At 59.9% G+C, this 25,723-nt stretch carries 29 protein-coding genes; 18 read left to right on the top strand and 11 right to left on the bottom strand.

The annotated features are described in order from the left end of the window. Positions 1–18 precede the first annotated feature (18 nt). The 3 genes from DMY87_RS10275 to DMY87_RS10265 all read left to right on the top strand — a co-directional run bounded on the left by DMY87_RS10275 (position 19) and on the right by DMY87_RS10265 (position 1,540). A complete protein-coding gene (locus tag DMY87_RS10275; RefSeq protein ID WP_110791209.1) occupies positions 19–666 on the top strand; it encodes a glutathione S-transferase family protein in 648 nt (215 codons plus the stop codon). Between the two features lie 157 nt (positions 667–823). Further along, positions 824–1,009, top strand: coding sequence for a 50S ribosomal protein L32 (gene rpmF / locus DMY87_RS10270; RefSeq protein ID WP_016556742.1), 186 nt, complete (start codon positions 824–826; stop codon positions 1,007–1,009). 135 nt (positions 1,010–1,144) lie between these two features. Further along, positions 1,145–1,540, top strand: a complete 396-nt coding sequence (locus DMY87_RS10265; RefSeq protein WP_110791208.1) for a hypothetical protein — start codon at positions 1,145–1,147, stop codon at positions 1,538–1,540. Between the two features lie 46 nt (positions 1,541–1,586). Here DMY87_RS10265 and phaR read toward each other — a convergent pair whose 3' ends face one another. Further along, positions 1,587–2,165, bottom strand: coding sequence for a polyhydroxyalkanoate synthesis repressor PhaR (gene phaR, locus DMY87_RS10260; RefSeq protein ID WP_110791207.1), 579 nt, complete (start codon positions 2,163–2,165; stop codon positions 1,587–1,589). Positions 2,166–2,392: 227 nt separating this feature from the next. Here phaR and DMY87_RS10255 point away from each other — a divergent pair, with 227 nt between their 5' ends. Both DMY87_RS10255 and phbB read left to right on the top strand, forming a co-directional pair. Next, positions 2,393–3,574, top strand: coding sequence for an acetyl-CoA C-acetyltransferase (locus DMY87_RS10255; RefSeq protein ID WP_110791206.1), 1,182 nt, complete (start codon positions 2,393–2,395; stop codon positions 3,572–3,574). Between the two features lie 153 nt (positions 3,575–3,727). Further along, positions 3,728–4,453, top strand: coding sequence for a beta-ketoacyl-ACP reductase (phbB, locus tag DMY87_RS10250; protein WP_110791205.1), 726 nt, complete (start codon positions 3,728–3,730; stop codon positions 4,451–4,453). A gap of 257 nt (positions 4,454–4,710) precedes the next feature. Here phbB and DMY87_RS10245 read toward each other — a convergent pair whose 3' ends face one another. Genes DMY87_RS10245 through DMY87_RS10235 form a run of 3 tightly spaced genes read right to left on the bottom strand, consistent with a single transcriptional unit; the run spans position 4,711 to position 6,309 of the window. Further along, positions 4,711–4,965 carry a glycine zipper domain-containing protein gene (locus DMY87_RS10245; protein WP_110791204.1) on the bottom strand — a complete coding sequence of 85 codons (255 nt, stop codon included), beginning with the start codon at positions 4,963–4,965 and terminating at the stop codon, positions 4,711–4,713. A 24-nt stretch (positions 4,966–4,989) separates the two neighbouring features. Then, entirely contained in the window at positions 4,990–5,142 is a 153-nt protein-coding gene (locus tag DMY87_RS10240; protein WP_110791203.1) for a DUF3309 family protein, read from the bottom strand. A 12-nt stretch (positions 5,143–5,154) separates the two neighbouring features. Next, entirely contained in the window at positions 5,155–6,309 is a 1,155-nt protein-coding gene (locus DMY87_RS10235) for an alpha/beta fold hydrolase (RefSeq protein WP_245408879.1), read from the bottom strand. Positions 6,310–6,527: 218 nt separating this feature from the next. Here DMY87_RS10235 and DMY87_RS10230 point away from each other — a divergent pair, with 218 nt between their 5' ends. The 4 genes from DMY87_RS10230 to DMY87_RS10215 all read left to right on the top strand — a co-directional run bounded on the left by DMY87_RS10230 (position 6,528) and on the right by DMY87_RS10215 (position 11,475). After that, entirely contained in the window at positions 6,528–9,575 is a 3,048-nt protein-coding gene (locus DMY87_RS10230; RefSeq protein ID WP_110791202.1) for a helicase-related protein, read from the top strand. A 1-nt stretch (position 9,576) separates the two neighbouring features. Next, positions 9,577–9,987 (top strand): RNA-binding S4 domain-containing protein, encoded by a 411-nt coding sequence (locus DMY87_RS10225; RefSeq protein WP_110791201.1) that lies wholly within the window; start codon positions 9,577–9,579, stop codon positions 9,985–9,987. A 192-nt stretch (positions 9,988–10,179) separates the two neighbouring features. Continuing rightward, a complete protein-coding gene (gene fdxA, locus DMY87_RS10220; protein WP_110791200.1) occupies positions 10,180–10,518 on the top strand; it encodes a ferredoxin FdxA in 339 nt (112 codons plus the stop codon). Between the two features lie 384 nt (positions 10,519–10,902). Then, positions 10,903–11,475: a CarD family transcriptional regulator gene (locus DMY87_RS10215; protein WP_110791199.1), complete on the top strand. Its 573-nt coding sequence runs from the start codon at positions 10,903–10,905 to the stop codon at positions 11,473–11,475. Between the two features lie 159 nt (positions 11,476–11,634). On the opposite strand, the gene DMY87_RS10210 is transcribed toward DMY87_RS10215, so the two are convergent. The 3 genes from DMY87_RS10210 to DMY87_RS10200 all read right to left on the bottom strand — a co-directional run bounded on the left by DMY87_RS10210 (position 11,635) and on the right by DMY87_RS10200 (position 15,789). Further along, the gene (locus tag DMY87_RS10210; RefSeq protein ID WP_110791198.1) at positions 11,635–12,372 is read right to left on the bottom strand and encodes a Bax inhibitor-1/YccA family protein; all 738 of its coding nucleotides are present in this window, start codon (positions 12,370–12,372) and stop codon (positions 11,635–11,637) included. Positions 12,373–12,532: 160 nt separating this feature from the next. Next, complete coding sequence (locus DMY87_RS10205; protein WP_110791197.1) at positions 12,533–15,079, bottom strand: ABC transporter permease; 2,547 nt, start codon at positions 15,077–15,079, stop codon at positions 12,533–12,535. Continuing rightward, the gene (locus tag DMY87_RS10200) at positions 15,076–15,789 is read right to left on the bottom strand and encodes an ABC transporter ATP-binding protein (RefSeq protein ID WP_110791196.1); all 714 of its coding nucleotides are present in this window, start codon (positions 15,787–15,789) and stop codon (positions 15,076–15,078) included. The genes DMY87_RS10205 and DMY87_RS10200 overlap by 4 nt, the downstream gene beginning before the upstream one ends. Before the next feature lie 74 nt (positions 15,790–15,863). Here DMY87_RS10200 and DMY87_RS10195 point away from each other — a divergent pair, with 74 nt between their 5' ends. From DMY87_RS10195 to rlmN, 6 genes are all read left to right on the top strand, one after another. Then, positions 15,864–16,511, top strand: coding sequence for an arylesterase (locus DMY87_RS10195; protein WP_110791195.1), 648 nt, complete (start codon positions 15,864–15,866; stop codon positions 16,509–16,511). Between the two features lie 66 nt (positions 16,512–16,577). Then, positions 16,578–17,171, top strand: a complete 594-nt coding sequence (gene thpR, locus DMY87_RS10190) for an RNA 2',3'-cyclic phosphodiesterase (protein ID WP_110791194.1) — start codon at positions 16,578–16,580, stop codon at positions 17,169–17,171. Positions 17,172–17,297: 126 nt separating this feature from the next. Further along, a complete protein-coding gene (locus DMY87_RS10185; protein ID WP_110791193.1) occupies positions 17,298–17,600 on the top strand; it encodes a 4a-hydroxytetrahydrobiopterin dehydratase in 303 nt (100 codons plus the stop codon). Between the two features lie 79 nt (positions 17,601–17,679). Beyond that, a complete protein-coding gene (locus DMY87_RS10180; protein WP_110791192.1) occupies positions 17,680–18,060 on the top strand; it encodes a YkvA family protein in 381 nt (126 codons plus the stop codon). Positions 18,061–18,326: 266 nt separating this feature from the next. Next, a complete protein-coding gene (locus tag DMY87_RS10175) occupies positions 18,327–18,830 on the top strand; it encodes an invasion associated locus B family protein (protein ID WP_110791455.1) in 504 nt (167 codons plus the stop codon). A 236-nt stretch (positions 18,831–19,066) separates the two neighbouring features. Beyond that, positions 19,067–20,305, top strand: a complete 1,239-nt coding sequence (gene rlmN / locus DMY87_RS10170) for a dual-specificity RNA methyltransferase RlmN (protein WP_110791191.1) — start codon at positions 19,067–19,069, stop codon at positions 20,303–20,305. A 32-nt stretch (positions 20,306–20,337) separates the two neighbouring features. On the opposite strand, the gene DMY87_RS10165 is transcribed toward rlmN, so the two are convergent. Both DMY87_RS10165 and DMY87_RS10160 read right to left on the bottom strand, forming a co-directional pair. Next, on the bottom strand, positions 20,338–20,979 hold the full coding sequence (locus DMY87_RS10165; protein WP_110791454.1) for a LysE family translocator: 642 nt from the start codon (positions 20,977–20,979) through the stop codon (positions 20,338–20,340). A gap of 74 nt (positions 20,980–21,053) precedes the next feature. Next, positions 21,054–21,917 (bottom strand): SDR family NAD(P)-dependent oxidoreductase, encoded by an 864-nt coding sequence (locus DMY87_RS10160; protein ID WP_110791190.1) that lies wholly within the window; start codon positions 21,915–21,917, stop codon positions 21,054–21,056. 100 nt (positions 21,918–22,017) lie between these two features. Here DMY87_RS10160 and DMY87_RS10155 point away from each other — a divergent pair, with 100 nt between their 5' ends. From DMY87_RS10155 to DMY87_RS10145, 3 genes are all read left to right on the top strand, one after another. After that, complete coding sequence (locus DMY87_RS10155; protein WP_110791189.1) at positions 22,018–22,266, top strand: type II toxin-antitoxin system ParD family antitoxin; 249 nt, start codon at positions 22,018–22,020, stop codon at positions 22,264–22,266. After that, positions 22,263–22,553 carry a type II toxin-antitoxin system RelE/ParE family toxin gene (locus tag DMY87_RS10150; RefSeq protein WP_110791188.1) on the top strand — a complete coding sequence of 97 codons (291 nt, stop codon included), beginning with the start codon at positions 22,263–22,265 and terminating at the stop codon, positions 22,551–22,553. Before DMY87_RS10155 ends, DMY87_RS10150 begins: the two co-directional genes overlap by 4 nt. A 110-nt stretch (positions 22,554–22,663) precedes the next feature. Then, complete coding sequence (locus DMY87_RS10145; protein WP_110791453.1) at positions 22,664–23,887, top strand: argininosuccinate synthase; 1,224 nt, start codon at positions 22,664–22,666, stop codon at positions 23,885–23,887. Positions 23,888–23,952: 65 nt separating this feature from the next. On the opposite strand, the gene DMY87_RS10140 is transcribed toward DMY87_RS10145, so the two are convergent. Beyond that, positions 23,953–25,161: a multidrug effflux MFS transporter gene (locus DMY87_RS10140; protein ID WP_245408878.1), complete on the bottom strand. Its 1,209-nt coding sequence runs from the start codon at positions 25,159–25,161 to the stop codon at positions 23,953–23,955. 88 nt (positions 25,162–25,249) lie between these two features. Continuing rightward, a complete protein-coding gene (locus DMY87_RS10135; protein WP_110791187.1) occupies positions 25,250–25,678 on the bottom strand; it encodes a hypothetical protein in 429 nt (142 codons plus the stop codon). Between the last annotated feature and the right edge of the window lie 45 nt (positions 25,679–25,723).

Genomic DNA, 25,723 nt, shown 5'->3' with positions numbered 1-25,723 from the left:
CCTGAACCGGAGGCGCCGATGTCCGACCTGACCCTCTACATTGCCAACAAGAACTATTCGTCGTGGTCCTTCCGGCCCTGGATCGCGTTGACTGCGGCAGGGATCCCTTTTCGTGAAGTGTTGATCCCCTTCGGTCCCGGTGCGACGAACCCGCAGTTTCGCGAATTGTCGCCCACAGGGCGGGTACCGGTCCTGCGCCATGGCGGGATTAGGGTTTGGGAATCGCTCGCCATCATCGAATATGTCGCCGAACTCTTCCCCGATGCAGGGCTTTGGCCGAAAGATCCAGGATTCCGCAGCATGGCAAGGTCGGTGTCGATGGAGATGCTGTCGGGTTTCCATGCGTTGAGAGGCGCCTGCCCGATGAACATGCGCCGGCCCGTGCGGGCCATCGAACTGCCGGTCGGGGTCGAAGCCAATGTACGGCGGATCGAGGCGATCTGGCGCGACATGCGGCAGATGTCCGGCGGCCCCTTCCTGTTTGGCCCGTTCAGTGCCGCCGATGCGATGTTCGCGTCGGTGGTCAATCGGTTTTCAGCCTATGATCTCGTCAGCGATCAGGATACATTGGACTATATGGCGGCCATCAAGGCCCATCCCGCCTGGATGGCATGGGAGACGGCTGCACTTGCCGAAAGCTGGATCGTGCCCGAGGACGAAGCCTGAGGCGTAGTTCAGAAGGGCTCGAAAAAATCAAGCCGGGGACTGGTCAAAGCCCTCGCAGGCATGTATAAGCCCGCCAAAATCCGAGTTCGCGACAGGTTCTGTCCGGCCTCATCGAGGCCGCTAAACCTGTTTTGCACCGTCACGTGGAGTAACGAAAATGGCTGTACCGAAGAGAAAAACAAGCCCGTCGAAGCGCGGTATGCGCCGTTCTGCGGACGCCCTGAAAGCCGCGACCTATGTCGAGGACAAGAATTCCGGCGAACTGCGTCGCCCGCATCATATCGATCTGAAGACCGGTATGTATCGCGGCCGTCAGGTTCTGACGCCGAAGGAAAGCGCATAATTTCTGCGCGATGTCCTGATTGTTAAAGGCCGGCCATTGCGCCGGCCTTTACTTTTTTAGTCAAGGCATTGTTAACTCATGCTGGAGTGGGCCGCCCGACAGGGCAGGGGAGCTCCTGGTGAGGAAGGATGCCTGATGTTTATCGCAATACCCCTGATGATCGTGCCGTTCGTCTTTTACAATGCCGTCATGCTGGGGAGTGGCCTGCCGTCTTTCGCCGCGACACTGGTGACAGTGCCGATGCTGTCGGGCGCCATCTGGACAATGACACTCGGTGATGTGCTGGTGCTGACCGCGCTGGTCGCGCTGTTCTTCGAAGTCTTGAAGGCGACGATGAGCAATCGCGGTTCACTTATCAATCACATGCTGTCGATGCTGGTTTTCGTGGTTTTCCTCGTCGAGTTCCTATTGGTCCGCGACGCCGCCACCCAGCTGTTCTTCACGCTGATGGTGATCGCCTTCATCGATGTCGTCGCAGGGTTCACCATATCCAATCGCGCGGCGGGCCGCGACGTATCGATCGGGCTCTGATCTCTGCGCGAATTGAAAAGGCCCCGGAGAGGGGCCTTGAACAAGATCAGAGATTGTCGAGCTTGCTTTGAAGCGAGCGCAGCTGCTCCTTCAACTCATCGATATCTTTGGCCTCCGCCTTGCGGGTCTCTTTGGCTGGCTGCTGGCCGCCAAGGAAGGGGGAGAACATCTGCATGGCCTGCTGGAACATCTCGGTGTTGCGCTTGACCTGCTCTTCCATCAACTGGATCGGCATCTGCAGGTTCTTCGACAGCGGGTGATCGCCGAAGGCCTTGGTCATCTGTTCGCGCATCTGGGTCTGCTGCTCGGTGAAGGCTTTCATCGAGTGTTCGAGAAAGCTTGGGACCACCATCTGCATCTGATCGCCGTAATAGCTGATCAACTGGCGCAGGAAGGAGATCGGAAGCAATGTATTGCCCGTCTTCGACTCCTGTTCGAAGATGATCTGGGTCAGGACCGAGTGGGTGATATCTTCGCCGGACTTGGCGTCCTGGACGATGAAATCCTCGCCCTTCTTGACCATCTTGGCCAAGTCCTCAAGCGTCACGTATGTGCTCGTGCCGGTGTTGTAGAGGCGTCGATTGGCGTATTTCTTGATCACGATTTCGCCATCGGCTTTGGCCATTGTTATCTCCTAACCCGTCGTTTTTCGGTTATTTTTGCTCTTCCCAGCTGCGAATGTAAGCGCAAATGAAGGCTGGTGACAATCTCTTTGTGCAACGCACGAAAGCGATTTGACGAAAGACAGGATCCTGCAACCAAAGAACGAAGCAAGCGGGTTTATCCTGTTTGACACCGGCTGCAGTCTTTGACAGTTTCTTTCGAAACACAAACATTTCGGAGGAGACGTCCATGACCAGTCCGTCCATCGTCATTGCCAGCGCTGCCAGAACTCCTGTCGGTTCGTTCAATGGTGCCCTGTCCTCGGTTGCCGCGCATGATCTCGGCGCTGTGGTCATCAAGGGTGTGCTGGAGCGCGCGGGCATCGAGGCGGGCGAAGTGGACGAAGTCATCCTCGGGCAGATCCTCACCGCGGGGCAGGGGCAGAACCCGGCACGCCAGGCCGCAATGAAGGCCGGAATTCCGCAGGAAGCGACAGCCTGGGGCCTCAATCAGCTCTGCGGTTCTGGCTTGCGCGCTGTTGCCATCGGCATGCAGCAGATCGCCACGGGTGACGCAAAGATCATCATTGCCGGCGGACAGGAATCCATGTCCATGGCGCCGCATTGCGCGCATCTGCGCAACGGCACCAAGATGGGCGATCTCAAGATGATCGACACCATGATGAAGGACGGTCTGACCGACGCCTTCTACGGCTATCTGATGGGCACGACAGCGGAAAACGTCGCGCGTCAATGGCAGTTGACCCGCGATGAGCAGGACGCTTTTGCGCTTGCCTCGCAGAACAAGGCCGAGGCAGCCCAGGTCGCCGGTCGTTTCAAGGACGAGATCGTGCCGGTCGTCGTGCCGGGGCGCAAGGGTGATGTGACCGTTGACCAGGATGAGTACATTCGTCTGGGTGCCACGCTCGAAAGTCTGCAGAAGCTGAAGCCGGCCTTTGACAAGGATGGGACGGTCACGGCAGGCAATGCCTCTGGTATCAATGATGGGGCTGCCGCTGCACTCCTGATGACCGAGGCCGAGGCCGTCCGCCGTGGCATCACGCCGCTCGTTCGTATCGCCTCGTGGGCTACTGCCGGCGTCGATCCCAAGATCATGGGCACCGGGCCTATCCCTGCATCGCGCAAGGCGCTTGAAAAGGCTGGCTGGAAGGTCACCGATCTCGATCTCGTGGAAGCCAATGAGGCCTTTGCTGCCCAGGCTTGCGCGGTCAACAAGGATCTCGGCTGGGATACTTCGATCGTCAACGTCAATGGCGGCGCCATTGCCATCGGTCATCCGGTCGGTGCTTCCGGTGCACGCATCCTCAATACGCTGGTGTTCGAGATGAAGCGCCGTGGTGCCAAGAAGGGACTTGCGACCCTCTGCATCGGCGGCGGCATGGGTGTCGCCATGTGCCTTGAGGCCTTCTGATCTGGGCAGCCTTGATGGCATCGGCTCAACATTGACACATCACCAATCTCCGTCCCGGTCTGCAGCCGGGATGGCTAAGCCATGCCGTTGCGACGGGAACCGTAACGGTTGATTCAGACGGGAAACCCTTACAGAAAAAACGGGGAGGACAGCATGAGCAGAGTGGCTTTGGTGACCGGGGGGACGCGTGGCATCGGCGCGGCAATCTCAATCGCTTTGAAGAATGCCGGCTACAAGGTGGCCGCCAACTTCGCGGGGAATGAGGAGAAGGCGAGGGCTTTCGAGGCCGAGACCGGCATACCGGTGTTCAAGTGGGACGTGTCCAGCTATCAGGCCTGCGTCGACGGGATCGCTGCTGTTGAGGCTGCGCTGGGTCCGGTCGAAGTGCTGGTCAACAATGCCGGCATCACGCGCGACGCCATGTTCCACAAGATGACGCCGGATCAGTGGAACGAGGTCATCAACACCAACCTTACCGGCCTCTTCAACATGACCCATCCGGTCTGGACCGGCATGCGTGACCGCAGCTTCGGCCGCGTGATCAATATTTCGTCGATCAATGGCCAGAAGGGCCAAATGGGCCAGGCGAATTATTCCGCCGCCAAGGCGGGCGATCTCGGCTTCACCAAGTCGCTCGCTCAGGAGGGGGCTGCGAAGGGCATTACAGTCAACGCCATCTGCCCAGGCTATATCGGTACAGAGATGGTGCGCGCGATCCCGGAAAAGGTATTGAACGAGCGTATCATCCCGCAAATCCCGGTCGGTCGTCTCGGCGAACCGGAAGAAATCGCACGCTGCGTGGTCTTCCTTGCGTCCGATGATGCCGGCTTCATTACGGGATCGACCATCTCGGCCAATGGCGGTCAGTTCTTCGTCTGATCGACCGTGTCTTTCGCGAAACCGTTAAGATTGGGGTCGAACGGATTGCGCCCGAAGTCTTAATATCCACTGCGTCCTATGGTTAACCAACTGTAATTCCACAGGATATAGTGGTGAACGAAACGGGAAAATCCCTGTGTCTGCGATTCGTCGCCGATTCGTTCCGGCTTTGATCGAGACGTTAACAGTGTCATGAACAGTGTCATGAAAAAGGCCGCCGAACCAAGGTTCGGCGGCCTTTTTCATGGATCGATCCGTTAGCGGCAACGCGCTTCGTAAGTGCGGCCGTAGCGGTCACGGTAGACGCAGTAGCCGGAGCGTTCCTGCGAGTTGCCGATCAGGGCGCCAGCGACACCGCCGACTGCCGCGCCAACGGCTGCGCCGCGGACGTTGCCGGTAGCAACGCCACCGATGATGGCGCCGGAAGCGGCGCCGATGCCCGCGCCACGCTCAGTCTGCGTGCAAGACGCCAGCGGTGCGATCAATGCGATTGCCAAAATGATCTTCTTCATCGTCCTATCCCTTTTTTACTCGCGTTAAATCCGACCCATCAACATCAGGATGATGAGAATGAGCAGCACCAGTCCAAGACCGCCCGACGGGCCGTAGCCCCAGCTGCGGCTATGCCCCCAGGTCGGCAGCGCGCCGACAAGCAGCAGAATTAGAATGACGATGAGAATTGTACTCATGTGGGGCCTCTCCTAAGCCGATGTGGAACATTGCGTTCTGTGCGACTGAACGCAACTGACGCCAGTTTGTTCCCTTCGCTGTGTCGCTGCCGCCAGAAGCCGGAGCGTGTCATCGACAGCCGACCGTGCAAATGACATCCCCCGGACGCCGGGCTGGACGTGGATCGCTTCCATCGTATCGATGAACGAGCCAATAATCCGCTCCGTCCTTTCCTGGTGCTCCACCATCGGCAGATGGCCGCAATTGTTGAGGATGACGGTCTGAACGCGCTTCATCAACCGGGAAACACGCAACTGATGAGCGGGCGGAACGATTGCATCATTGTTGCCGACAATATTGAGAACGGGGACGGTGATCTTGGCCAGATCGTGGAGCAGGCTCGTGTCGGACATAAAGCGGATACACGCCGCTATGTCTTCGGGTCGCGCGCGGGCCAATTGCTGGCGGACTTCCTCCATCGCCTCGGTCGCCTTTTCGTTCTGCCAGGGGCAGTTCTTGTCGTAGACGCATTCGATGGAACCCCAGCGGAATTGTTCGGGAGTTGCGATCCAGCGGTTGAAGAATTGTCGAAAGAGATATGGGCCGACATGCGGCACGCGCAGGAGACGGGCCGCCAGCCGCTCCTGCCCCTCGAAGCGGCCACAGGCAAAGGCGCCGATCAAGATGACGGATTTCACGAGTTCGGGATAATCGCGTGCGATCAGCAGGGCCACGAAGCCGCCCGTGGAATGACCGACAAGATTGACCGGTTCGCCGCCGAAATCGCGTCTGATCGCGCTTGCATAGGCACTGGCAACCTCTTGTGCCTGGGGTGACTGGCCCGGCTTGTCGAGCTGCCATGGGTGATGACCGGGCAGAGGATAAGCCAGCGATTGACCATGACGCACGGCGGCTGGCGCATAGGCCTCCCAAAAGGAGGGGGCCATGACCATGCCGTGAATCAGGACGAAATTTTGCTGGATCTCTCCGGATCCGATCCAGTGGGCAGGTGGGGGCGTCAGCGTCATCATAGGGTACCTCGACGCCCAAAACGCTGTGATGAAGACCGAGGTTCCACGAGGGCTATCAGCTTGTCGCCGGGCATTTGCGGTTGCCCTAAGCGATTCCGATGATTCAGCATTTTGTGTCGAAGTGCCCGACTCATTTCGACATCTAGCCGTGAACAAAGCCGGACTCAGCCGAGTCAACGATTCGTCGCCGATTCGTTCGCTCAGTGTTCCACCGTGGAAAATTGATTCCGATCAGACAGTTGTCAGGTTTTTCCGGGGCTTTCTGACTCGCGACTTGCCTTTGCCCGTGTTCGTCGCCATGTGTTGGCCAAGGGCAGCCTGACGTCGAGGAGACGGGCGTCCGACAAGTGGAGCGGTCATTGAATTCCCACCCCATGATTTTGAGCGGTCGCGGCGTTTCTGCTGTGCTGGGGCCGACGAATACCGGTAAGACCCATTTCGCCATTGAACGCATGGTCGCCCATGGGTCGGGTATGATCGGCCTGCCGTTGCGCTTGCTGGCGCGCGAAGTCTACACGCGGGTGGTCGAGCGGGTCGGCGTGAAAAACGTTGCTCTGGTGACCGGCGAAGAGAAGATCAGCCCGCCGAACGCCCGTTTCTCGGTCTGCACGGTCGAGGCTCTTCCGCGCGAAACGAAAGCCGCGTTCGTCGCGATCGACGAGATCCAATTGGCGGGTGACCTCGAAAGGGGGCATATCTTCACTGATCGCCTCCTGCATCTGCGCGGTCGCGAAGAGACGCTGCTGCTCGGGTCGGCTACGATGAAATCGATCCTGCTGCAGCTGCTGCCGGGGGTCACGATCGTCGAACGCCCGCGCCTGTCGCAGCTTTTCTATGCCGGGCAGAAGAAAATTACCCGCCTGCCGCAGCGCACGGCCATCGTCGCCTTTTCGGCCGACGAGGTTTATGCGATTGCCGAGCTCATCCGCCGCCAGCGTGGTGGTGCCGCCGTGGTCCTCGGGGCCCTCAGTCCCCGGACCCGCAATGCGCAGGTCGGCCTTTATCAGGAGGGTGACGTCGAATATCTCGTTGCCACAGACGCGATCGGCATGGGCCTAAACCTTGATGTCGATCATGTTGCCTTCGCGCAGGATCGAAAGTTCGATGGATACCAATTCCGCAATCTGAATTCCGGCGAGCTCGGGCAGATTGCAGGGCGTGCCGGGCGCCATATCAAGGATGGCACTTTCGGGGTGACCGGACGGGTCAATCCCTTCGACGACGAACTGGTGGAGCGGTTGGAGACGCATGTCTTCGATCCGGTCAAAGTCTTGCAGTGGCGCACTGCACAATTCGATTATTCGTCAATTTCAGGCCTGCAACGCAGCCTCGACGCCGTTCCGAGGATCGAAGGATTGACGCGGGCCCTTCCGGCGACGGACCAGCAGGCGCTGGAGTTCCTGTCGCGCTATCCGGAGATCGCCGATATCGCAGACCGGCCGGAGCGTGTCGAAAAACTCTGGGAGGCCTGCGCACTGCCCGACTATCGGCGCATTACAGCGGCACAGCATGCAGATCTCATCCAGAGCCTTTATTTCGATCTGGTTCGGCGCGGTACGGTGAATGAAGATTTTCTCGCCGATCAAGTGCGTCGGGCCGATCGTACGGATGGTGAAATTGATACATTATCGGCGCGAATCGCGCAGATAAGAACCTGGACTTACGTGTCGAATCGGCCCGGCTGGCTTGCCGATCCGACACACTGGCAAGAAAAGACGCGGGAAATCGAAGACCGATTGTCCGATGCGTTACATGAACGGTTGACGAAACGCTTTGTTGATCGCAGGACATCTGTGCTCATGAAGCGCTTGAGAGAGAATGCAATGTTGGAAGCTGAAATCAGTGTGAACGGCGATGTCTTCGTGGAAGGCCATGCCATGGGACAACTCTCCGGTTTCCGGTTCACGCCGATTTCCGGCATGGAAGGTCCGGATGCCAAGGCTGTTGAGGCTGCGGCCCATCGGGCGTTGGCACTCGAATTCGAGGCGCGTGCCGCGCGGCTGCATGCATCCGGCAATGGCGACCTTGCCATCGGCTCGGACGGCTTGGTGCGCTGGGTCGGCGATCCGGTCGCCCGCCTTGTCGGCACCGACCACATCCTTCACCCGCGCGTTATTGTTTTGGCCGACGAGCAACTGACGGGTGCCGCCCGTGATCACGTGGCAGCCCGTATCGAGCGCTTCGTCAATCATCACATCTCGACCTTGCTGAAGCCGCTCGACGACCTCTCGCGCGCCGAAGACCTGCAGGGTCTGGCCAAGGGTCTCGCATTCCAGCTCGTCGAGAACCTGGGCGTCCTCTTCCGCCGCGATGTCGCCGACGACGTCAAGTCGCTTGATCAGGATGGTCGCGCTTCCATGCGACGCTACGGCGTGCGTTTCGGTGCCTATCACATCTTCATGCCGGCGCTGCTCAAGCCTGCTCCGGCGGAACTGATCACGCTTCTCTGGGCCCTGAAGCATGATGGCCTGGACAAGCCGGGTTATGGTGATCTCATTCCGGTGCTTGCCGCCGGTCGTACTTCTGTTGTCACCGATGCCAGCTATGAGCGCATGTTCTACAAGCTCGCTGGCTTCCGCTTCCTCGGCAAGCGCGCCGTACGCATCGATATCCTGGAGCGCCTGGCTGATCTGATCCGTCCTCTGTTGCAGTGGAAGCCGGGCTCGAACGCCCGTCCGGATGGTGCCTATGACGGGCGACGCTTCGTCACGACGACTGCTATGCTGTCGATCCTTGGGGCAACCCCTGACGACATGGAAGAGATTCTGAAGGGTCTCGGTTACCGTGCCGACAGCGTGAGTGCCGAAGAAGCAGCCGCCTTCCTGGCCGCCCACAAGCCGAGCGCTTCGGAAACTGCCGAGGCTGCGAAGCCCGAGGCTGACACCGTTGACGATGCCGACCAGCCTGCAGCGGATGCAGAGCCGGAGACGGCGGTGTCCGAGCCGGTAGCCGAAGCGGCTGCTCCGGAAAATGTCACGGTCGCTGAAGAGGGTGTTGCAGCCGCAGAGCCTGCCGATGCTGCCGAGCCTAAACCGGTTCTTCTGTGGCGGCCGGGTGGTCGCAACGACAACCAGCGTCCTGCCGGTCGGGCTGCCGGTGATCGTCGCGGGGCCAATCATGGCCAGCGTGCCGCTGCGGGCGATGGGCAGGCAACGGGTGAGCCGCGCGGTGACAATCGCCGCGATAACCGCCGCCCGGACGGCCGTCGCGACCAGCCGGAAGGCGGACGTGGCAAGTTTGCCGGCAAGGGTGATCGCCAGGACCGTGGCGATCGCAAGGATCGCGGTCCGCGCCCGGAACGCGATGCCAACAAGTCGCAGCCCGCGCGCTTCGAAGCCAAGCCGCCGCGCAAGGAGAAGCCTATTGATCCGGATTCGCCCTTCGCCAAGCTGGCCGCGCTCAAGGAACAGATGAAGAAGTGACATGGACGAGAAGCAGCCACAAAGCGGTTCGCGTCAGCGCATCGACAAGTGGCTCTTCTTCGCCCGTGTGGCAAAATCACGCAGCCTTGCCCAGGAGCGGGTGTCAGCCGGTCATGTGAAGGTCAATGGCGCGACCGTTCGCCAGCCGAGCCATGGATTGAAGATCGGAGACAGGCTGGAGATTGCCATGCCCGAGCGCGATCTGGTTCTGGTCGTCAAGCTTCCGGGTGAGCGCCGGGGGCCTTATGAAGAGGCTCGGCTTCTCTATGAGGACCTCACTCCTCCGCGCGAGAAGGGGCCGTTCTCACCTTTGGATCAGGCGGTCCGTGCGCCAGGATCGGGACGGCCGACCAAGAAAGAGGCGCGCGCGCTTCGAGATCTCAGGTCCGGGCCCGATTGGGGTGACGATTAGAAAATTTGTCCGCCTGCGGCAGAATAGCGGATTGTTTATCCTTGCCTTGATTCCGATTACACAGTAGCTCACAACCCTGTCCGACAGAAATCCCGGTGGGGCACGAGCCTCCGTTTTCAGCCACCAAGGCCAGACGGAACAACGTGTTCGTTCTCTTTCCTGCCGTTTGCGAACGTCATCCTGGAGTGCCGCATGACCTATATCGTCACTGACAACTGCATCCGCTGCAAATACACCGATTGTGTCGAGGTCTGCCCGGTCGACTGCTTTTATGAGGGCGAAAACTTCCTCGTCATTCATCCGGACGAATGCATCGACTGCGGCGTTTGCGAGCCGGAATGTCCGGCAGAGGCGATCAAGCCGGATACCGAACCGGGTCTCGACAAGTGGCTGAAGATCAATGCGGACTATGCGAAGATCTGGCCGAACATCACGGTGAAGAAGGATCCGATGCCGGAAGCCAAGGAAATGGACGGCGTCGACGGCAAGTTCGAAAAGTTCTTTTCCGAGCAGCCTGGTTCCGGCGACTAAACTCGCGACAGGTGCCGGTATACGCTTCCTGCGCATGCCTTAATTTTCATCGCTGAGACCAGAATCTGGCGCCGAGTGCGCCAGCTTTATGGCGCGCTGCACTAAAATATTGATTTCCTCGTCTTTTTGTGATAGCGTCTTGGAACTGTTCCACTTTGTGGCACTTGTGTGCCCTAAGCCATCACGAAAGCAACTTCACCACCGACGCGGTCTACGTGACATAGACGACACTTTCGTGTCGTGTCGCCGTCGCGACGAGGGTGATGTTTTTCTGTGACGGAAAGGATCAGGATGGCAGACCTTGCGGCTTCTCCATCTCATCCGGGCCTGACCGACCCGGCGCCGGCATTATGCCGGGAGCAAAACAGGGAGTGTTTGAATAGAATGACGACCCAGCAGAAGAAAAATTCCTCGGCGCGCCATGGTTTCAAGACCGGCGAGTCGATCGTCTACCCTGCCCACGGCGTGGGTACCATCACCGCTATCGAAGAGCAAGAAGTGGCGGGCATGAAGCTTGAGCTTTTCGTCATCGATTTCGAGAAGGACAAGATGCGCCTGAAAGTTCCGGTCGCCAAGGCCGTGAGCATCGGCATGCGCAAGCTCTCCGAGACGGACTTCGTCGAGCGTGCGCTGAAGGTCGTCCAGGGCAAGGCCCGCGTCAAGCGCACGATGTGGTCGCGCCGCGCTCAGGAATATGATGCCAAGATCAATTCCGGTGACCTGATTTCCATCGCGGAAGTCGTGCGCGATCTCTATCGTGCCGAGAACCAGCCGGAACAGTCCTATTCCGAGCGTCAGCTGTATGAAGCTGCCCTCGACCGCATGGCCCGCGAAATCGCGGCCGTGAACAAGATGTCCGAGACGGAAGCCGTTCGCTTGGTCGAGGTCAACCTCGCCAAGGGTCCGAAGCGCGGCAAGACCATCGAGGAAGACGATACGCAGGAAGAAGCTGCATAAGCCTCTCTTCGTTCAACTGCATTCCTGAAAAACCTCCGGTGTGAGCCGGAGGTTTTTTTGTGCCTTTTTGGCTGCGGACCTCATTTTTAACACGCCACCATTCAGGCAAAGAAAAACCCCGCCGAAGCGGGGTTTGACTTATCGAACTCTTCTTGAAGATCAGTTCCGGTTTCCGAGGAAACGGAGCATGAAGAGGAAGAGGTTGATGAAGTCGAGGTAGAGGCGGAGCGCGCCCATGATGGCCAAGCGACCGCTGGCTTCGCTCGAATGGGCCTCATGATAGGACTCCTTGATCGACTGGGTGTCGTAGGCGGTGAGGCCCGCGAAGATCAAGACGCCAATCACCGAGATGGCAAAATCCAGAGCGGACGAGGCCATGAACAGGTTGACCAGCGAGGCGATGATCAGGCCGAACAGACCCATCATCAGGAACGAACCCATGGCCGACAGGCTACGCTTGGTGGTGTAGCCATAGAGCGACAGGGCGCCGAACGAAGCGGCCGTCACGAAGAAGGTCTGGACGATGCTGGCGCCCGTGTAGATCAGGAAGATCGACGACAGCGACAGGCCCATTAGGGCCGCATAGACCCAGAAAGTCGTCTGTGCTGCGGACACGCTCATCTTTTCGATGCGGAAACTCAGGAAGAAGACCATGGCGACCGGCGCCAGGATCACCAACCACTTGAGCGGGCTCAGGAAGATGGCCTGACCGAAGCCGGTTAGCTGTCCATTCGATACGGCGAGCTGAAAGGTTGCGAAGGCTGCGATACCGGTGATGGCAAGGCCCAGAGCCATCAGGTTATACACCTTCAGCATATAGGCGCGCAGACCTTCGTCGATCATCGTGGCCGACTGGGCTTGGCCCGTGCGGCTCTGATAGTTGCGAAGTTCGGACATGGTTTCCTCTCTCAAAGCTTCGATGTTTGACGATGGGGTCCGAATGACCCCCGCGCCGCTGCGAAGCCCAGCATGCGTGACATCAATATGAGATGGAAAGGCCCGGGGAACAAGACCCGTTGCCTTAAATCGCGGTAATCATTGGGATGCGTGGGTCGGCTCAAAGCTCCCGCAGAACAGGGGCCGCCTTCTGGCCGAGAATCCGCCAGGTGCCGGCAAGTCCGATTCCGATGGTGATGACCAGAGAAATCACGATCGTCATGGCGGCGACGTCGGGCAGGAAAGTCGACGGCAGTTTCATGATCTGGCTCAGCACATACCAGGCAATGCCACCGCCGGAGACGAGGGCAAAGACAGCAGTCGCCGCACCGAGCAACATGTACTCATAGGTAAAGGCCCGGATCAGCATGGCGCGCGTGGCACCAAGCGTCTTCAGGATGACAGCGTCATGAGTGCGTGCGCGGTTGCCGGCGGCCAGCGCGCCGGAGAGTACCAGCACCGATGCGATGAGGGCCACTGCTGCTGCCGCGCGAATGGCGGTCGCCAGCTGCCCGACGAGCTTGTCGACCATGTCGAGCGCGTCCTTGACGCGCACCGTCGTGATTGTCGGGAAGCGTTGTGTGACTGCACGCAGAACCGAAGCCTCGTCGGTTGCCGTCGCGTTCGGCTCGATCAGGGTTGCCAGCCAGGCATGCGGGGCGCCGGCAAAGGTGTTGGGCGAGAAGACCATGACGAAATTCATCGACAGGCTCTCCCATTGCACCGCGCGGAAGTTCGAGATCTTCGCGGTGATGTTGCGGCCGAGCACGTTGACGGTGACCGTGTCGCCGATCCTGAGGCCCAGTTCCTTCGCTTCCTGGTCGGAGAAGGATACCAGGGGCTCACCGGTATAGTCCTTCGGCCACCATTCGCCTTCGGTCACACTGCTGTTTTCGGGGATGTTGGTCGCATAGGTTAGGCCACGATCTCCGCGCAGAACCCAACGGCCGCCGGGTGGCACATCCATCTTGGCGACATCCGTGCCGTTCAGCTCAAGGATGCGGCCGCGCAGCATGGGGACTTCGACCAGTTTGCCTTCCGGGGCCAAGCCCTCGACCAGCGTGCGGAAGTCTTCCACTTCACTGCCCTGGATATCGACGAAGAAGAAGTTGGGGGCGCGTTCCGGCAGGCTGCCGGTCAGCTCACGGCGCAGATTGCCGTCGATCAGGGCCAAGGCCACCAGCAGGCTAAGGCCGAGGCCGAGTGAGAGGGTGACAGAGGCCGTCAGCGAGCCGGGGCGGTGAATGTTGCCGACTGCGAGCCTCAGCGCTGCCGAATGGCTTCTCGGGCTGTGGCGCGCCAGCCAGGAGATCAGGTAGGCGACGAGACGCAGCAGGACAAAGCCCGCCGCCATGGCGGCGAGGAAGATCGCGGCGATGCGGCGCTGGTCCGAGGTGAAGATCGCCAGCGCAGCCAGGGCGCCAAGGGAGAGCGCCATCGCCAGCAGATATGGCCAGGACGGAAGGCCTGAGGCTTCAAAACCCTGTTCGCGGAAGAGGGCGGTGGCCGGCACCTTTCGGGCATGGCCGAGTGGCAGGATGGCAAAGGCGAAGGTCACCAGGATGCCGAAGATCGCTGCCAGCGCCAGAGCCTGCGGATAAAGCCTTGCCTCGGCAGATATCGGCAGGATGCCGGCGAGATAACTCGCGGTGATGGGCGGGGCGATGGCGCCGAGCACGAGGCCGGCGACAATACCCACCATGGCCACCAGGGTGATCTGGATGAGGTAAACCAGAACGACGACGGATGCCGGGGCACCCAGGCATTTGAGCGTGGCGATGACCGTGCGCTTGGAATCGAGAAAGGCGCGCACGGCATTGGCGACGCCAACGCCGCCCACCACCAGAGCTGTCAGCCCGACAAGGGTGAGGAACTGCGAAAAGCGTTCAACATTTTCTGTGAGGGCCGGGGCCGCCCGGTCGCTGCTGCGGATCGACCATCCGGCCGCCGGGAATTCCGCCTGGGCCTTGGTGCGGAGTGTCTCTGGGCTGGTCGCCGGGTCGTTGTAGCGGATCTTGTAGGCGTGCTCGACGAGGCTTCCGGTCGCAACCAGGCCGCTGGCGAAGAGGGCCTTGCGGCTGGTCAGGAAGCGCGGCGCAAAGCCGAAGCCGTCGGACACGGCATCCGGCTCCGTGACGATCGTACCGGTGATGCGGAAGCGGGCATTGCCGAGAAGGAATTCGTCGCCAACCTTGCTGTTCATGCGCTCCAGCAGAAGCGGTGCGACAACGGCGCCGTAGATATTGCCGTTGGCAGCCAGAAGATCGGCAAGAGGTCGATCCGGCTCGGCAACAAGGCGACCGTAAAGCGGATAGGTCTCGTCCACCGCCTTGACTTCGACCAGCGACTGATCGGAGCCATCGGCCAGACGCGCCATGGAGCGAAGGCCGGTCGAGGCAGAGACCGTCCCGAAGCTTTGCAGAAAGGCGAGTTCGGTCGGTGTTGCCTCGCGGTTGTCCAGTTCCACCCGGACGTCACCCGCGAGAAGCGAGCGGCCTTCTGAGGAGATCGCGTCGGTGATCGCCGTGGAGACGGAGTTGACGGCCGCGATCGCGCCGGTGCCGAGCGCAATGCAGGCAAGGAAAATGTAAAATCCTTTCAGCCCGCCGCGCAACTCACGCAGCGCGATGCGAAAGGCGACCGACAGCCGCGTTGTGAAACTCGTCATGCGGACACCGTCGTCAGACGGGCCTGTTCGGCGTGGCTGTCGCCGGCGATCTGACCGGAGGCGACGCGGATCTGGCGTGAACACCGCGCAGCCAGCGTCGTATCATGGGTTACCAGCACGAGCGTCATGCCGCGTTCCTGCTGCTTGGCAAACAGCAGATCGGCGATCTGCCGACCGGTATCGGTGTCGAGATTGCCTGTGGGTTCGTCTGCGATCAGGACGGCCGGCGAAGGGGCTAGCGCGCGGGCGATGGCGACGCGCTGCTGTTCGCCGCCGGAAAGCTGCCCCGGATAGTGGCTCAGTCTTTCGCCGAGGCCGACCGCCTGCAATTCCTTGCGGGCAATGTCGAAGGCATTCTTGACGTTGGCGAGTTCCAGCGGGATCGCGACGTTCTCCAGCGCCGTCATGTTGGCGATCAGATGGAAAGACTGGAAGACGATGCCGATGTTGCGGCCGCGGAAATCGGCCAGCCGGTCCTCGCTCAGCGTATGAATGGGCGTATCGCGGACATTAATCTCGCCGCTGTCCAACCGTTCCAGGCCGGCCAGCACCATCAGCAACGTCGACTTGCCCGAACCGGAGGGGCCGACAATACCGACAGCTTCACCTTCATCGATCTTCAGATCGATGCTCCGCAAAACGTGAACGGAGGCGGCGGCATTGCCAAGGGTGAGATCAGCGCTTTTCAGTTCGATGATGGTGTTTCTCACACTCGGCCATCCTATATCGTTGAGATCAAGGGTTTGCCGGTGATCGGCACTTCGGGCAATCTAGGAAGGACAGCATGACATTTAAAGCTGCGCTGCTTCATTTCGCCGTGATCCTCATGGCAACGCTGGCGGGTGTCACGGCCTCGCTCGCAGAGCCGCTGAAACTGGTGGGCTTCGGCGACAGCCTGATGGCCGGCTACCAGTTGCCGCAGGACGATGCATTGCCGGCACAGCTGCAGCGCAATCTCGTCGCCAAGGGGCACGACGTCGTCATCACGAATGCGGGGGTCTCCGGCGATACCACATCCGGCGGATTGGCGCGGGTCGACTGGTCAGTGCCCGATGGAACCGACGGCGTGATCCTGGAACTCGGCGCCAATGATGCCCTGCGCGGCATTCCTCCCGAGCAGACGGCGCGCAATCTCGACCAGATCATCACGCGTCTCAAGGCCCGGAACATTCCCGTCCTGCTGATCGGCATGCTGGCACCGCCCAATATGGGCATCGACTATGCCGAGCGCTTCAATGCGATCTATCCGGATCTCGCCAAGAAATACGACCTGCCGCTCTATCCTTTCGTTTTGGACGGCGTGATCACCGAGCGGAAGCTCCTGCTTGAGGATGGCATGCATCCGAACACGGAGGGTCTTGCCGTCATGGCCGAACGCATGCTTCCCCTCGCCCAATCTTGGGTGTCCGGCATCAAGGGTAAGCCGAATTAATCGCTTGCGCCTCTTGTCATTGCATGATTCGCTGTAAGCACCTGCAAAAGATTCGGGGAGCTCTCCATGCCGAGATTGTTCACTGCCCTCGAAATTCCGCGCAACGCCGCCATGAGCCTCTCATTGCTGCGCGGTGGCCTCCCCGGGGCTCGCTGGATCGATGTCGAAAACTATCACATCACCCTGCGCTTCATCGGCGATGTCGATGGCCGCACGGCGGACGAAATCGTCGATCGTCTCGACCGGATTGACCGCCCCGAATTTTCGCTCACCCTGAACGGCATCGGCTCCTTCGGCTCGAAGAAGCCGCATTCGATCTGGGCGGGCGTATCAGCCGCTCCCGAACTCTACGCTCTCCAGGGCGAGATCGAACGCATCTGCCAGCGGCTGGGTCTCGCGCCCGATCCGCGCAAGTTCACGCCACATGTCACGCTCGCAAGGTTGAAGGCCTCCCGGCTCGATGATGTCGTGCATTATCTGGGTGGGCGAGGTGACTTCCACACTTTGCCGTTCAAGGTCTCCCGCTTCGTTCTGCTTTCCTCCAAGGAATCAGTCGGTGGCGGGCCTTATCTGACAGAAGAGATCTTCCCGCTGCATGAGCCGGCTGGTGCATCCAGTTTTGTCGGTCGAAGCCTGCAACCGGAAAAGAGCCTGCTGTAAATTCGCCTTTGCGCGCCGACAAGCGCATCTTGATCCTGTCATGCTGGACCCGACATGGCAGACAGTGCCATCGCACCCTGCCATCCAGGCATGGTGGTGGACGCGAGTTTGGCAGGAGGCAGATCCATGATCAGACAAAAACTCGATGACGCCGCAGTGGCGGCCAGACTTGCGGAGCTGCAGGGCTGGACCTTGGTGAAGGATGGAAGTGCCATTGAGAAGCATTTCGTCTTCAACGATTTCCGCCAAGCCTTCGGCTTTATGACCCAGTGTGCACTCGCTGCGGAAAAGATCGACCATCACCCGGAATGGTCGAATGTCTATCGCAAGGTGCATGTCCAGCTGACGACACATTCCGCACATGGTCTGACGGAACTGGATTTCCAACTTGCCGTTCTCATGGACATGGCTGGTCGGGACGCGGCGTGAGCGTTTTCGCTGCCGATTGAATTTTCCCGTGGCTGATCACATATGATTGATTGGGTCCGCACGAAAGGATCGTTGGCTCATGGATGACGTGAAGATCGGTGAAATCCTGCTGCCGGGTGATGAAGAAACCCAGCAGAAGCAGGAGGAGAAAGTACGGCGCCGGTTCTGGCCGACGTTCCGGAAGGCAGCGCGTCAGATCCCGTTTTCGCGCGATGTGGCGGCCGCCTATTACTGCGCGATCGACCGCGAAACCCCCTTGCGTGTCCGGGGCATCCTGCTTGCGGCTCTGGGGTATTTCGTATTGCCGATCGATGCCGTACCGGACGTCCTGGCCGTGATCGGCTTTACCGATGATATCGCCGTCCTCACGACGGCCTTCGCGCTGATCAACCGGCACATCAAGGAGCGGCACTACGAGGAAGCCGATCGAGTGCTGGCGGATGACGAAAAGCCGGCGTGAGAGGCGCGCCGCTTTCCGGAAAACCGTTTCCAGCCCAACTCTTGCCCGATTCTTTCCTTCTACATCCGAACGAGGAGGGCGCGGTGCAAAGCCGCGTCTCGCCGTATCTTGCGACGGCTGATCAGAACGACGACACAGAGTGCGACAAGAAACTGTGTCCCGTTCATGGTTTGGTAAGGTAAATTAAGTCAAACTGAACACAGGTTTTGACGATGAGCGCCCGGCCGTTCGGCTGGGCGATGGATGGAAACAACCGGCAGGAAGACATGTTCGTAAGAAGTAGCGTAGCCGCACTGGCAATCATCCTGGCGAGCAGCGGTCTCGCCAATGCTCAATCGCCGACACGGATCGAGCAATTCAAGGCCTGGGGTGCCTATTCCTACAAGTCCAATGGCGGCACAGTCTGCTACGTGCTGTCCGTGCCGACGACCAAGGAACCCGCAAGCGTCAATCACGGCGATATCTTCTTCGTGATCTCGCAGCGCCCGGGACAGAATATCTCCTATGAGCCGCAGGCGATGATGGGCTATCCCATGAAGGGCGATTCCAAGGTCAATGTGACGATCGATTCCAAAAATTTCGTCATGTTCGTCAAGGATACCTCTGCCTGGGTCGAAAACGCTGCAGAAGAGCCGGCACTGGTTGCAGCCATGAAGGGCGGCTCGTCGATGACGGTCAAGGCCACTTCAGCTCGCGGCACGCCCACGAGCTACACCTATTCGCTGTCCGGCATTTCGGCAGCCCTGCAGAAGATCCAGGGTTGCAAGTAACAGCGTCGGGTCTAACCATTCCGAGGGCCGGCAGGTAACTGCCGGCCCTCGCCGTTTTGGCCATGCGCCCGGCTTGCCCGCCTCGGGGTGACGAACGGCAAAAAAGCTGCTATTGGCCGCTGCAAATTAGGGCATCGGGCGTCGTCCCCTGTCCGCACGATCCATGAATTCATACCTGCCAGCCGGGAAGCGCTCGATCGGAGCATGCTTGCCGCTATGGTCCAGAGGTCCAGACGATGACTGTCACCGTGACGCTTCCCGAGCGTAGCCAGACTGCCGCCCCGGTTCGCCCCGCTGCTTCCGTCGAGAAGCCGAGCCTGATCGGTCTTGATCGCGAAGCCCTGGGGGCGGCGCTCAGGGACAAGGGCGTGCCGGACAAACAGATCAAGATGCGGGTTGCGCAGATCTGGAACTGGATCTATGTGCGCGGCGTCTCGGATTTCGATCACATGGCCAATGTCTCGAAGGACATGCGTGAGATGCTGAAGACGCATTTCACCATTGCTCGGCCAGAGATCGTCGAAGAGCAGGTCTCCAATGATGGCACCCGCAAGTGGCTCCTGCGCTTCCCCCCGCGCGGTGCCGGCCGTCCTGTCGAAGTCGAAAGCGTCTACATTCCGGAAGAGGGCCGGGGCACGCTGTGCATCTCCAGCCAGGTCGGCTGCACGCTCACCTGTTCGTTCTGTCACACCGGAACGCAGAAGCTGGTACGCAATCTGACGGCGGAAGAAATTCTGGCGCAGCTTCTCCTGGCGCGCGATCGGCTGGGCGACTTCCCGGATCGGGAAACGCCCGTCGGAACGATGATGCCGTCCAGCGACCGCAAGGTCACCAACATCGTCATGATGGGCATGGGCGAGCCGCTCTACAATTTCGAAGAGGTGAAGAAGGCGCTTTTGATCGCCACCGATGGCGACGGCCTTTCGCTCTCGAAGCGTCGTGTCACGCTTTCCACCTCGGGCGTGGTGCCGGAAATCTATCGCACAGGCGAAGAGATCGGCGTCATGCTGGCGATATCGCTGCATGCCGTGCGTGACGAGCTGCGCGACATGCTGGTGCCGATCAACAAGAAGTATCCGCTCAAGGATCTGATCGAAGCCTGTCGCAACTATCCGGGCCTGTCGAATGCCCGTCGCATCACCTTCGAATATGTGATGCTGAAGGACGTCAACGACAGCCTGGAAGATGCCAAGGGCCTGATCCAGCTCCTGAAGGGCGTCCCGGCGAAGATCAACCTGATCCCGTTCAACCCGTGGCCGGGCACGAACTACCAGTGTTCCGACTGGGCAACGATCGAGAAGTTTGCCGATTTCATCAATCAGGCCGGTTATGCTTCGCCGATCCGCACCCCGCGTGGACGCGACATTCTTGCCGCCTGCGGCCAGCTGAAATCGGAATCAGAGCGCATGCGCAAGACCGAACGCATGGCCTTCGAGGCGATGATGATCGCCGGCCACGGCGAGGATGACGACTGAGCCAGCCAACCCGGCTCAGGACACCTTTCGGCTTACTTCGCCTGGGTCATGAGGATCTTCACGGCGAAGATCGAGAAGACGCCGGCAAAGGTGTAGTCGATGCCGCGCAGAACCTTGCGGTTGGCCTGCAGCCAGGTCGACATGAAATCTGCCCCATAGACGATGCCGATGCCGATCGGCAGTGACAGCACGATCGACCATAGCCCGAGGAAAAGCAGCTTGCCCGTGACATTTGGGTCGGTTGCTGTGACGAACTGCGGCAGGAAGGTCATGAAGAAGATGATGACCTTGGGGTTCAAGAGGTTGACCCAGAGGCCGTTCAGGAAGGCCCCCTTCTTCGAGACGACGGCATCCCCTTCCGCCTTGATGACGAAGTTCGAGCCATGGCGGACCGCCTGTAGAGCCAGCCACAGCAGATAGGCCGCCCCGCCTGTTTTCAGCAGCAGGAAGGCTGTCGGGGATGCGACGATGAGAGCCGAGATGCCGAAGGCGACCAGCATGGTGTGAATCGCAATGCCAAAGCTGGTACCCGCCAGCGTCATCAGACCGACGGCGCGACCGTCGCGCAGGGATCTGCTGATCCAGAGCGTCATGTCGGGGCCGGGCGTGATTGCGAGCAGGAGCAGGGCGAGGCTGAAGGCCAGAAAGACGGGCAGGCTGGGAATGAAATCCATTGAGGGCACCGCATTGCGAAACACCCGCCAGGCGCGGGTGCTTCTTCTCTAGCGGGCTTCCTTGCGATTGCCAATCAGTCGCGTGGCATCGACAGATAGGTCTTGAAGGCATCGGCGTGATCGGGATGCCAACGCGAGAGCGGCGGGCGGTTCTCAATGATGTCGCCGGCGGCCCAGGCAATGCGCTTCTCGTCCAGCGCACGGTTCACTTCGTTGTCCGGGCACAGAATGTAGAAGTCGCCGCGGTCGAGGCTTTCGAACATGAAGTCGACGGTCTCTTCGGGCGTCCAGGCGCCAGCGGGCTTCTCGGTCCTGCCATTGGCAGTCAGTGATGTGAAAACGAAGCCTGGAATGAGCAGATGGGCGGTGACATTGCAGTCCGGCGTGTTGCGAAGCTCGTGCTGCAGGGCTTCGGTGAAGGCCTTCACGCCGGCCTTTGCCACATTGTAGGCCGGGTCTCCCGGCGGCGTGGTGATGCCCTGCTTGGAGCCGGTGTTGATGATCACGGCCGGATCCTTGTGGGCGACCATGCCGGGGCCGAAGGTGCGGCTGCCGTTGATCACGGCCATCAGGTTGACGGCAAACACGTTTTCCCAGTTCGCCTGGGGGCCGAAGAGCGCGCTGCCGGGCTGGATGCCGGCATTGTTCATCAGGATATGCACCCGACCGAAGCGCTGGATGACGGCACGCTCCAGTGCTTCGAGCTCATCGAGCTTCGACACATCGGTGCCGATGGCGACGACATCGGTCTCGCCGCTTGCCGAGAGTGCGGCCGCCTGGAGGGCAGCATCGGCCAGCCTGTCGCCTTCGAGGTCGACCAGGACAACACAAAGGCCCATGCGTGCAAATGCCTTGGCAGCGGCCAGTCCGATGCCGGATGCGGCCCCGGTGACCACGGCGACATTGCCCTTCGCGAATGCGGGATGCTGGATCGTCATGGCAAACTCCTTCAAGACATGCAGTATTGTCGATGATGGCGATATGGTATCCTAGCCAGGCATCGTCAACGTGACAGCCGTCGATGGAGGATTGCTGCCGATGAACAAGATGACCACTGTGACCGTTTCCGGAGAGCTGGCTGACTTTATCGAGGCCAGGATAGTCGCTGGCGATTACGCCTCGGAGGCCGAGGTGATCGAAGCCGCTCTTGCGCTTTTGCGCGACGATGTGGATGGCCTTGCCGCCATCAAGGCCGCCATCGAAGAGGGCGAGGCATCGGGGGAGCCGCAGCCTTTCGACTTTGACGACTTCATTGATCGCAAACGCCGCCAGTCAGCTGCGGAATGAAGCGCCTGATCGTTTCACCACGTGCAGCGCGGGATATTGATGGGATCTTCGATTACACTGAAGAGCAATGGGGGCTGGATCAAGCAATCACTTATACGCTCGGGCTCAAGTCCAGCTTGCAGGAAATCTGCGAGGGTGGACGAAGGGGTCGGAAAATTCCGCAACTCACCAAGGCCTATCTGATCGTAACTTACCAATCCCATTACCTCGTGTATCGTGAAACCCGGCAAGCGATTGTTCTCATCCGCATCCTCCATCAGCGCATGAATATTGGCCGCCATCTCTGACGCCTCAGCCCCTCTTGCCCTTGCACGCCAGCGGAATCTCGCTAAAAGTGCCGCCATTCTTGATCCAGGCGGGGTTTGAGCCTCGCACCCTCCAGACGGAACGCATCGACATGGCACTCCCCAAAGACGTGAAGAAAGTCGTCCTCGCCTATTCCGGCGGCCTCGACACCTCCATCATCCTGAAATGGCTGCAGACCGAACTCGGCGCTGAAGTCGTCACCTTCACCGCCGATCTCGGCCAGGGCGAAGAGCTTGAGCCGGCGCGCAAGAAGGCCGAGATGCTCGGCATCAAGGAGATCTTCATCGAGGACGTGCGCGAAGAATTCGTCCGCGATTTCGTCTTCCCGATGTTCCGCGCCAATGCCGTCTATGAAGGCGTCTACCTGCTCGGTACCTCGATCGCCCGTCCGCTGATCTCCAAACACCTGATCGATATCGCCAAGAAGACCGGCGCCGATGCGATTGCCCATGGCGCGACCGGCAAGGGCAACGATCAGGTCCGTTTCGAGCTGTCGGCCTATGCGCTGAACCCCGACATCAAGATCATCGCCCCCTGGCGCGACTGGGCGTTCAAGAGCCGTACAGACCTCCTGAACTTTGCCGAACAGCACCAGATCCCGGTTGCGAAGGACAAGAAGGGCGAGGCGCCGTTCTCCGTTGACGCCAACCTCCTGCACTCTTCGTCCGAGGGCAAGGTTCTCGAAGATCCGGCCCAGGAAGCGCCTGAATACGTGCACATGCGCACGATTTCCCCGGAAGCCGCACCGGACAAGGCGACCATCATCAAGGTAGGCTTCGAAAAAGGGGACGCCGTCTCGATCAACGGCGTTCGCATGAGCCCAGCAACGCTGCTCGCAGAACTCAACAATTACGGCCGCGACAACGGTATCGGCCGTCTTGACCTCGTCGAGAACCGCTTCGTTGGCATGAAGTCGCGTGGTGTCTACGAGACCCCCGGCGGCACGATCCTCTTGTCAGCTCACCGTGCGATCGAATCGATCACACTCGACCGCGGTGCAGCGCACCTCAAGGATGAGCTGATGCCGCGTTACGCTGAGCTGATCTATTACGGCTTCTGGTTCTCGCCCGAGCGCGAAATGCTGCAGGCCCTGATCGACAAGAGCCAGGAGCATGTCGAAGGCGAAGTGACGCTGAAGCTCTACAAGGGCAATGTCATGGTGATCGGCCGCGAATCGTCGAAGTCGCTCTATTCCGACCAGCTCGTCACCTTCGAAGACGACCAGGGTGCCTATGACCAGAAGGATGCCGCCGGCTTCATCAAGCTCAATGCGCTCCGCCTGCGCACGCTCGCCAAGCGCAATCTCGGCAAGTAAGCTTGACGTTGAAGACATGTCCAACCCGTCTGCCCCAGGGGCAGGCGGGTTTTTTCTTGTCGTGATCAGGATTGTTTCGACAGGATTTTGAGCCAGAGGAAACCGGCGACAGCGCAGAATTCCATCGTCGGTATGATGATGCCGAAGGCATGCAGCGGATCGCCCATCGCGGCTGCCGCAACGCCGCCGAGAAATCCTGCGCTCATCTGCAGAAAACCAGTCATGGCCGAGGCGGAGCCGGCAATATGCGCGAAGGGCGCCATGCTGACGGTCACGACGTGGGGCGTGAGGAAAGCGAGCCCGAAGGTACAGATCGCAACGGGACCCATGATCGTCAGATAATGCGGTTCAACGAAGGCCACGGACAAAGCCATGACGAGGCCACCGAAACCACACAGGCCGATACCGATCCGTGCCGCATGGGGTCCACCGAGACGTGAGGCTACCAACTTCAAAGTCATCGAACCGAGCAGATATGATCCGGATTGCATCAGCATGCCGAGACCAAATTGTGTGGGGGTGAGGCCGACACGATTGATCAGGATGAAGGGCAACATGGTCGATTGCGCATAAAGTGCTCCAATGGCGCCGCTGAGAACGAGGGATGCGGCCAGGAAACGTGTATTGCCCGCGACCTCCAGGTAAGCACGGGCGAGACGCATAGGCCGCAGTCGGCCGAGATCACGCGCAACCGTCTCCCGCATGAACAGGAGCGTGCAAAGGCCTGCCAGCAAGCCAAAGCCGACGAGGAGCAGGAATACGGCGTGCCAGTTGAATGCCGCCAGAGTCAGTCCGCCGAGCGTTGGTCCCATGGCGGGACCGATGGCGAGGAAAATGCCGATGGTGTTGAGGATGCGTGCGGCGTCTACGCCGACGTAGAGGTCTCGGACAATGGCGCGCCCAACCACCACGCCGACTGATGCGCCTATTCCCTGGATGAGCCGTGCGGCAAGGATGAATTCGATCGATGGCGCCAGTGCCGCCAGTAGCGAGCCGGCGATGTAGATCGCAAGGAAAATCAGGGTCGCCGTCTTGCGACCGAGAGCATCGGACAGGGGTCCGGCCACGAGTTGTGCCAGCGCAAAACCACCAAAAAAGAGGGAGAGGCTGAGCTTTACCGACGCTTCCGTTGTCGAGAAGGCCCGGACCAGTTGCGGCATGGCTGGCGTATAGATCGCCATCGAGATCGGGCCAAGCGTGGTGAGCAGCGCACCGAGAAAAGTCGTTCGCCGTTCACTCATCCACACTGTCGTCATGTCCATCGCCTTGATCATCGAAATTTGCGCAGGCAGCGCTGTGATCACTTAGGGCGAAATGGAGATCGTATCGAGTTTAAAAATTTCCCACGATGAAAAGCGGGAATCAGCTCGTTCGAGAGAAGAAGTCCAGGACCTTGGAATAGGAATCGGCCATATCCATATCGCCGATCATTTCGGCCAGCGACTGCTGGGTCCGGTAATATTCGGCGTAGTCGAATTGGGTGTCATCCGTCAGTGTCGAAAGGTCTGCGACGTTTCCGTTTCGGTCTACAGCCTGCAAAGGCAGCTCCGTCGACAGCTCGCGGAACGTCCCTTCGTCGATTTCGTCTTTCTGGAAGCTTTCAGTCGCGATTTCCCGCAGGCGGCGCGGCGTCATGCTGGCAAAGACGGAGAGCGCTTCCTCAAAGACGTGCTGGTCCTTGGATGCAGTCGCCTTCGGGGCGAGTTCCGACATTCTCACATTCGGCTGGGCACTGCTTTCCCGCAGTTTCAGCGGTGAAATGCCAACCGGCTGAATTGGAAATATTTCCATGGCGGTGACCGTCCTTTCATAGGATGAATCGATCTATCGCTTTCT

This window comes from Peteryoungia wuzhouensis (genome assembly GCF_003205195.1).
Lineage (GTDB): Bacteria > Pseudomonadota > Alphaproteobacteria > Rhizobiales > Rhizobiaceae > Allorhizobium > Allorhizobium wuzhouense.
This window is presented reverse-complemented; position numbering and strand designations above follow the sequence as displayed.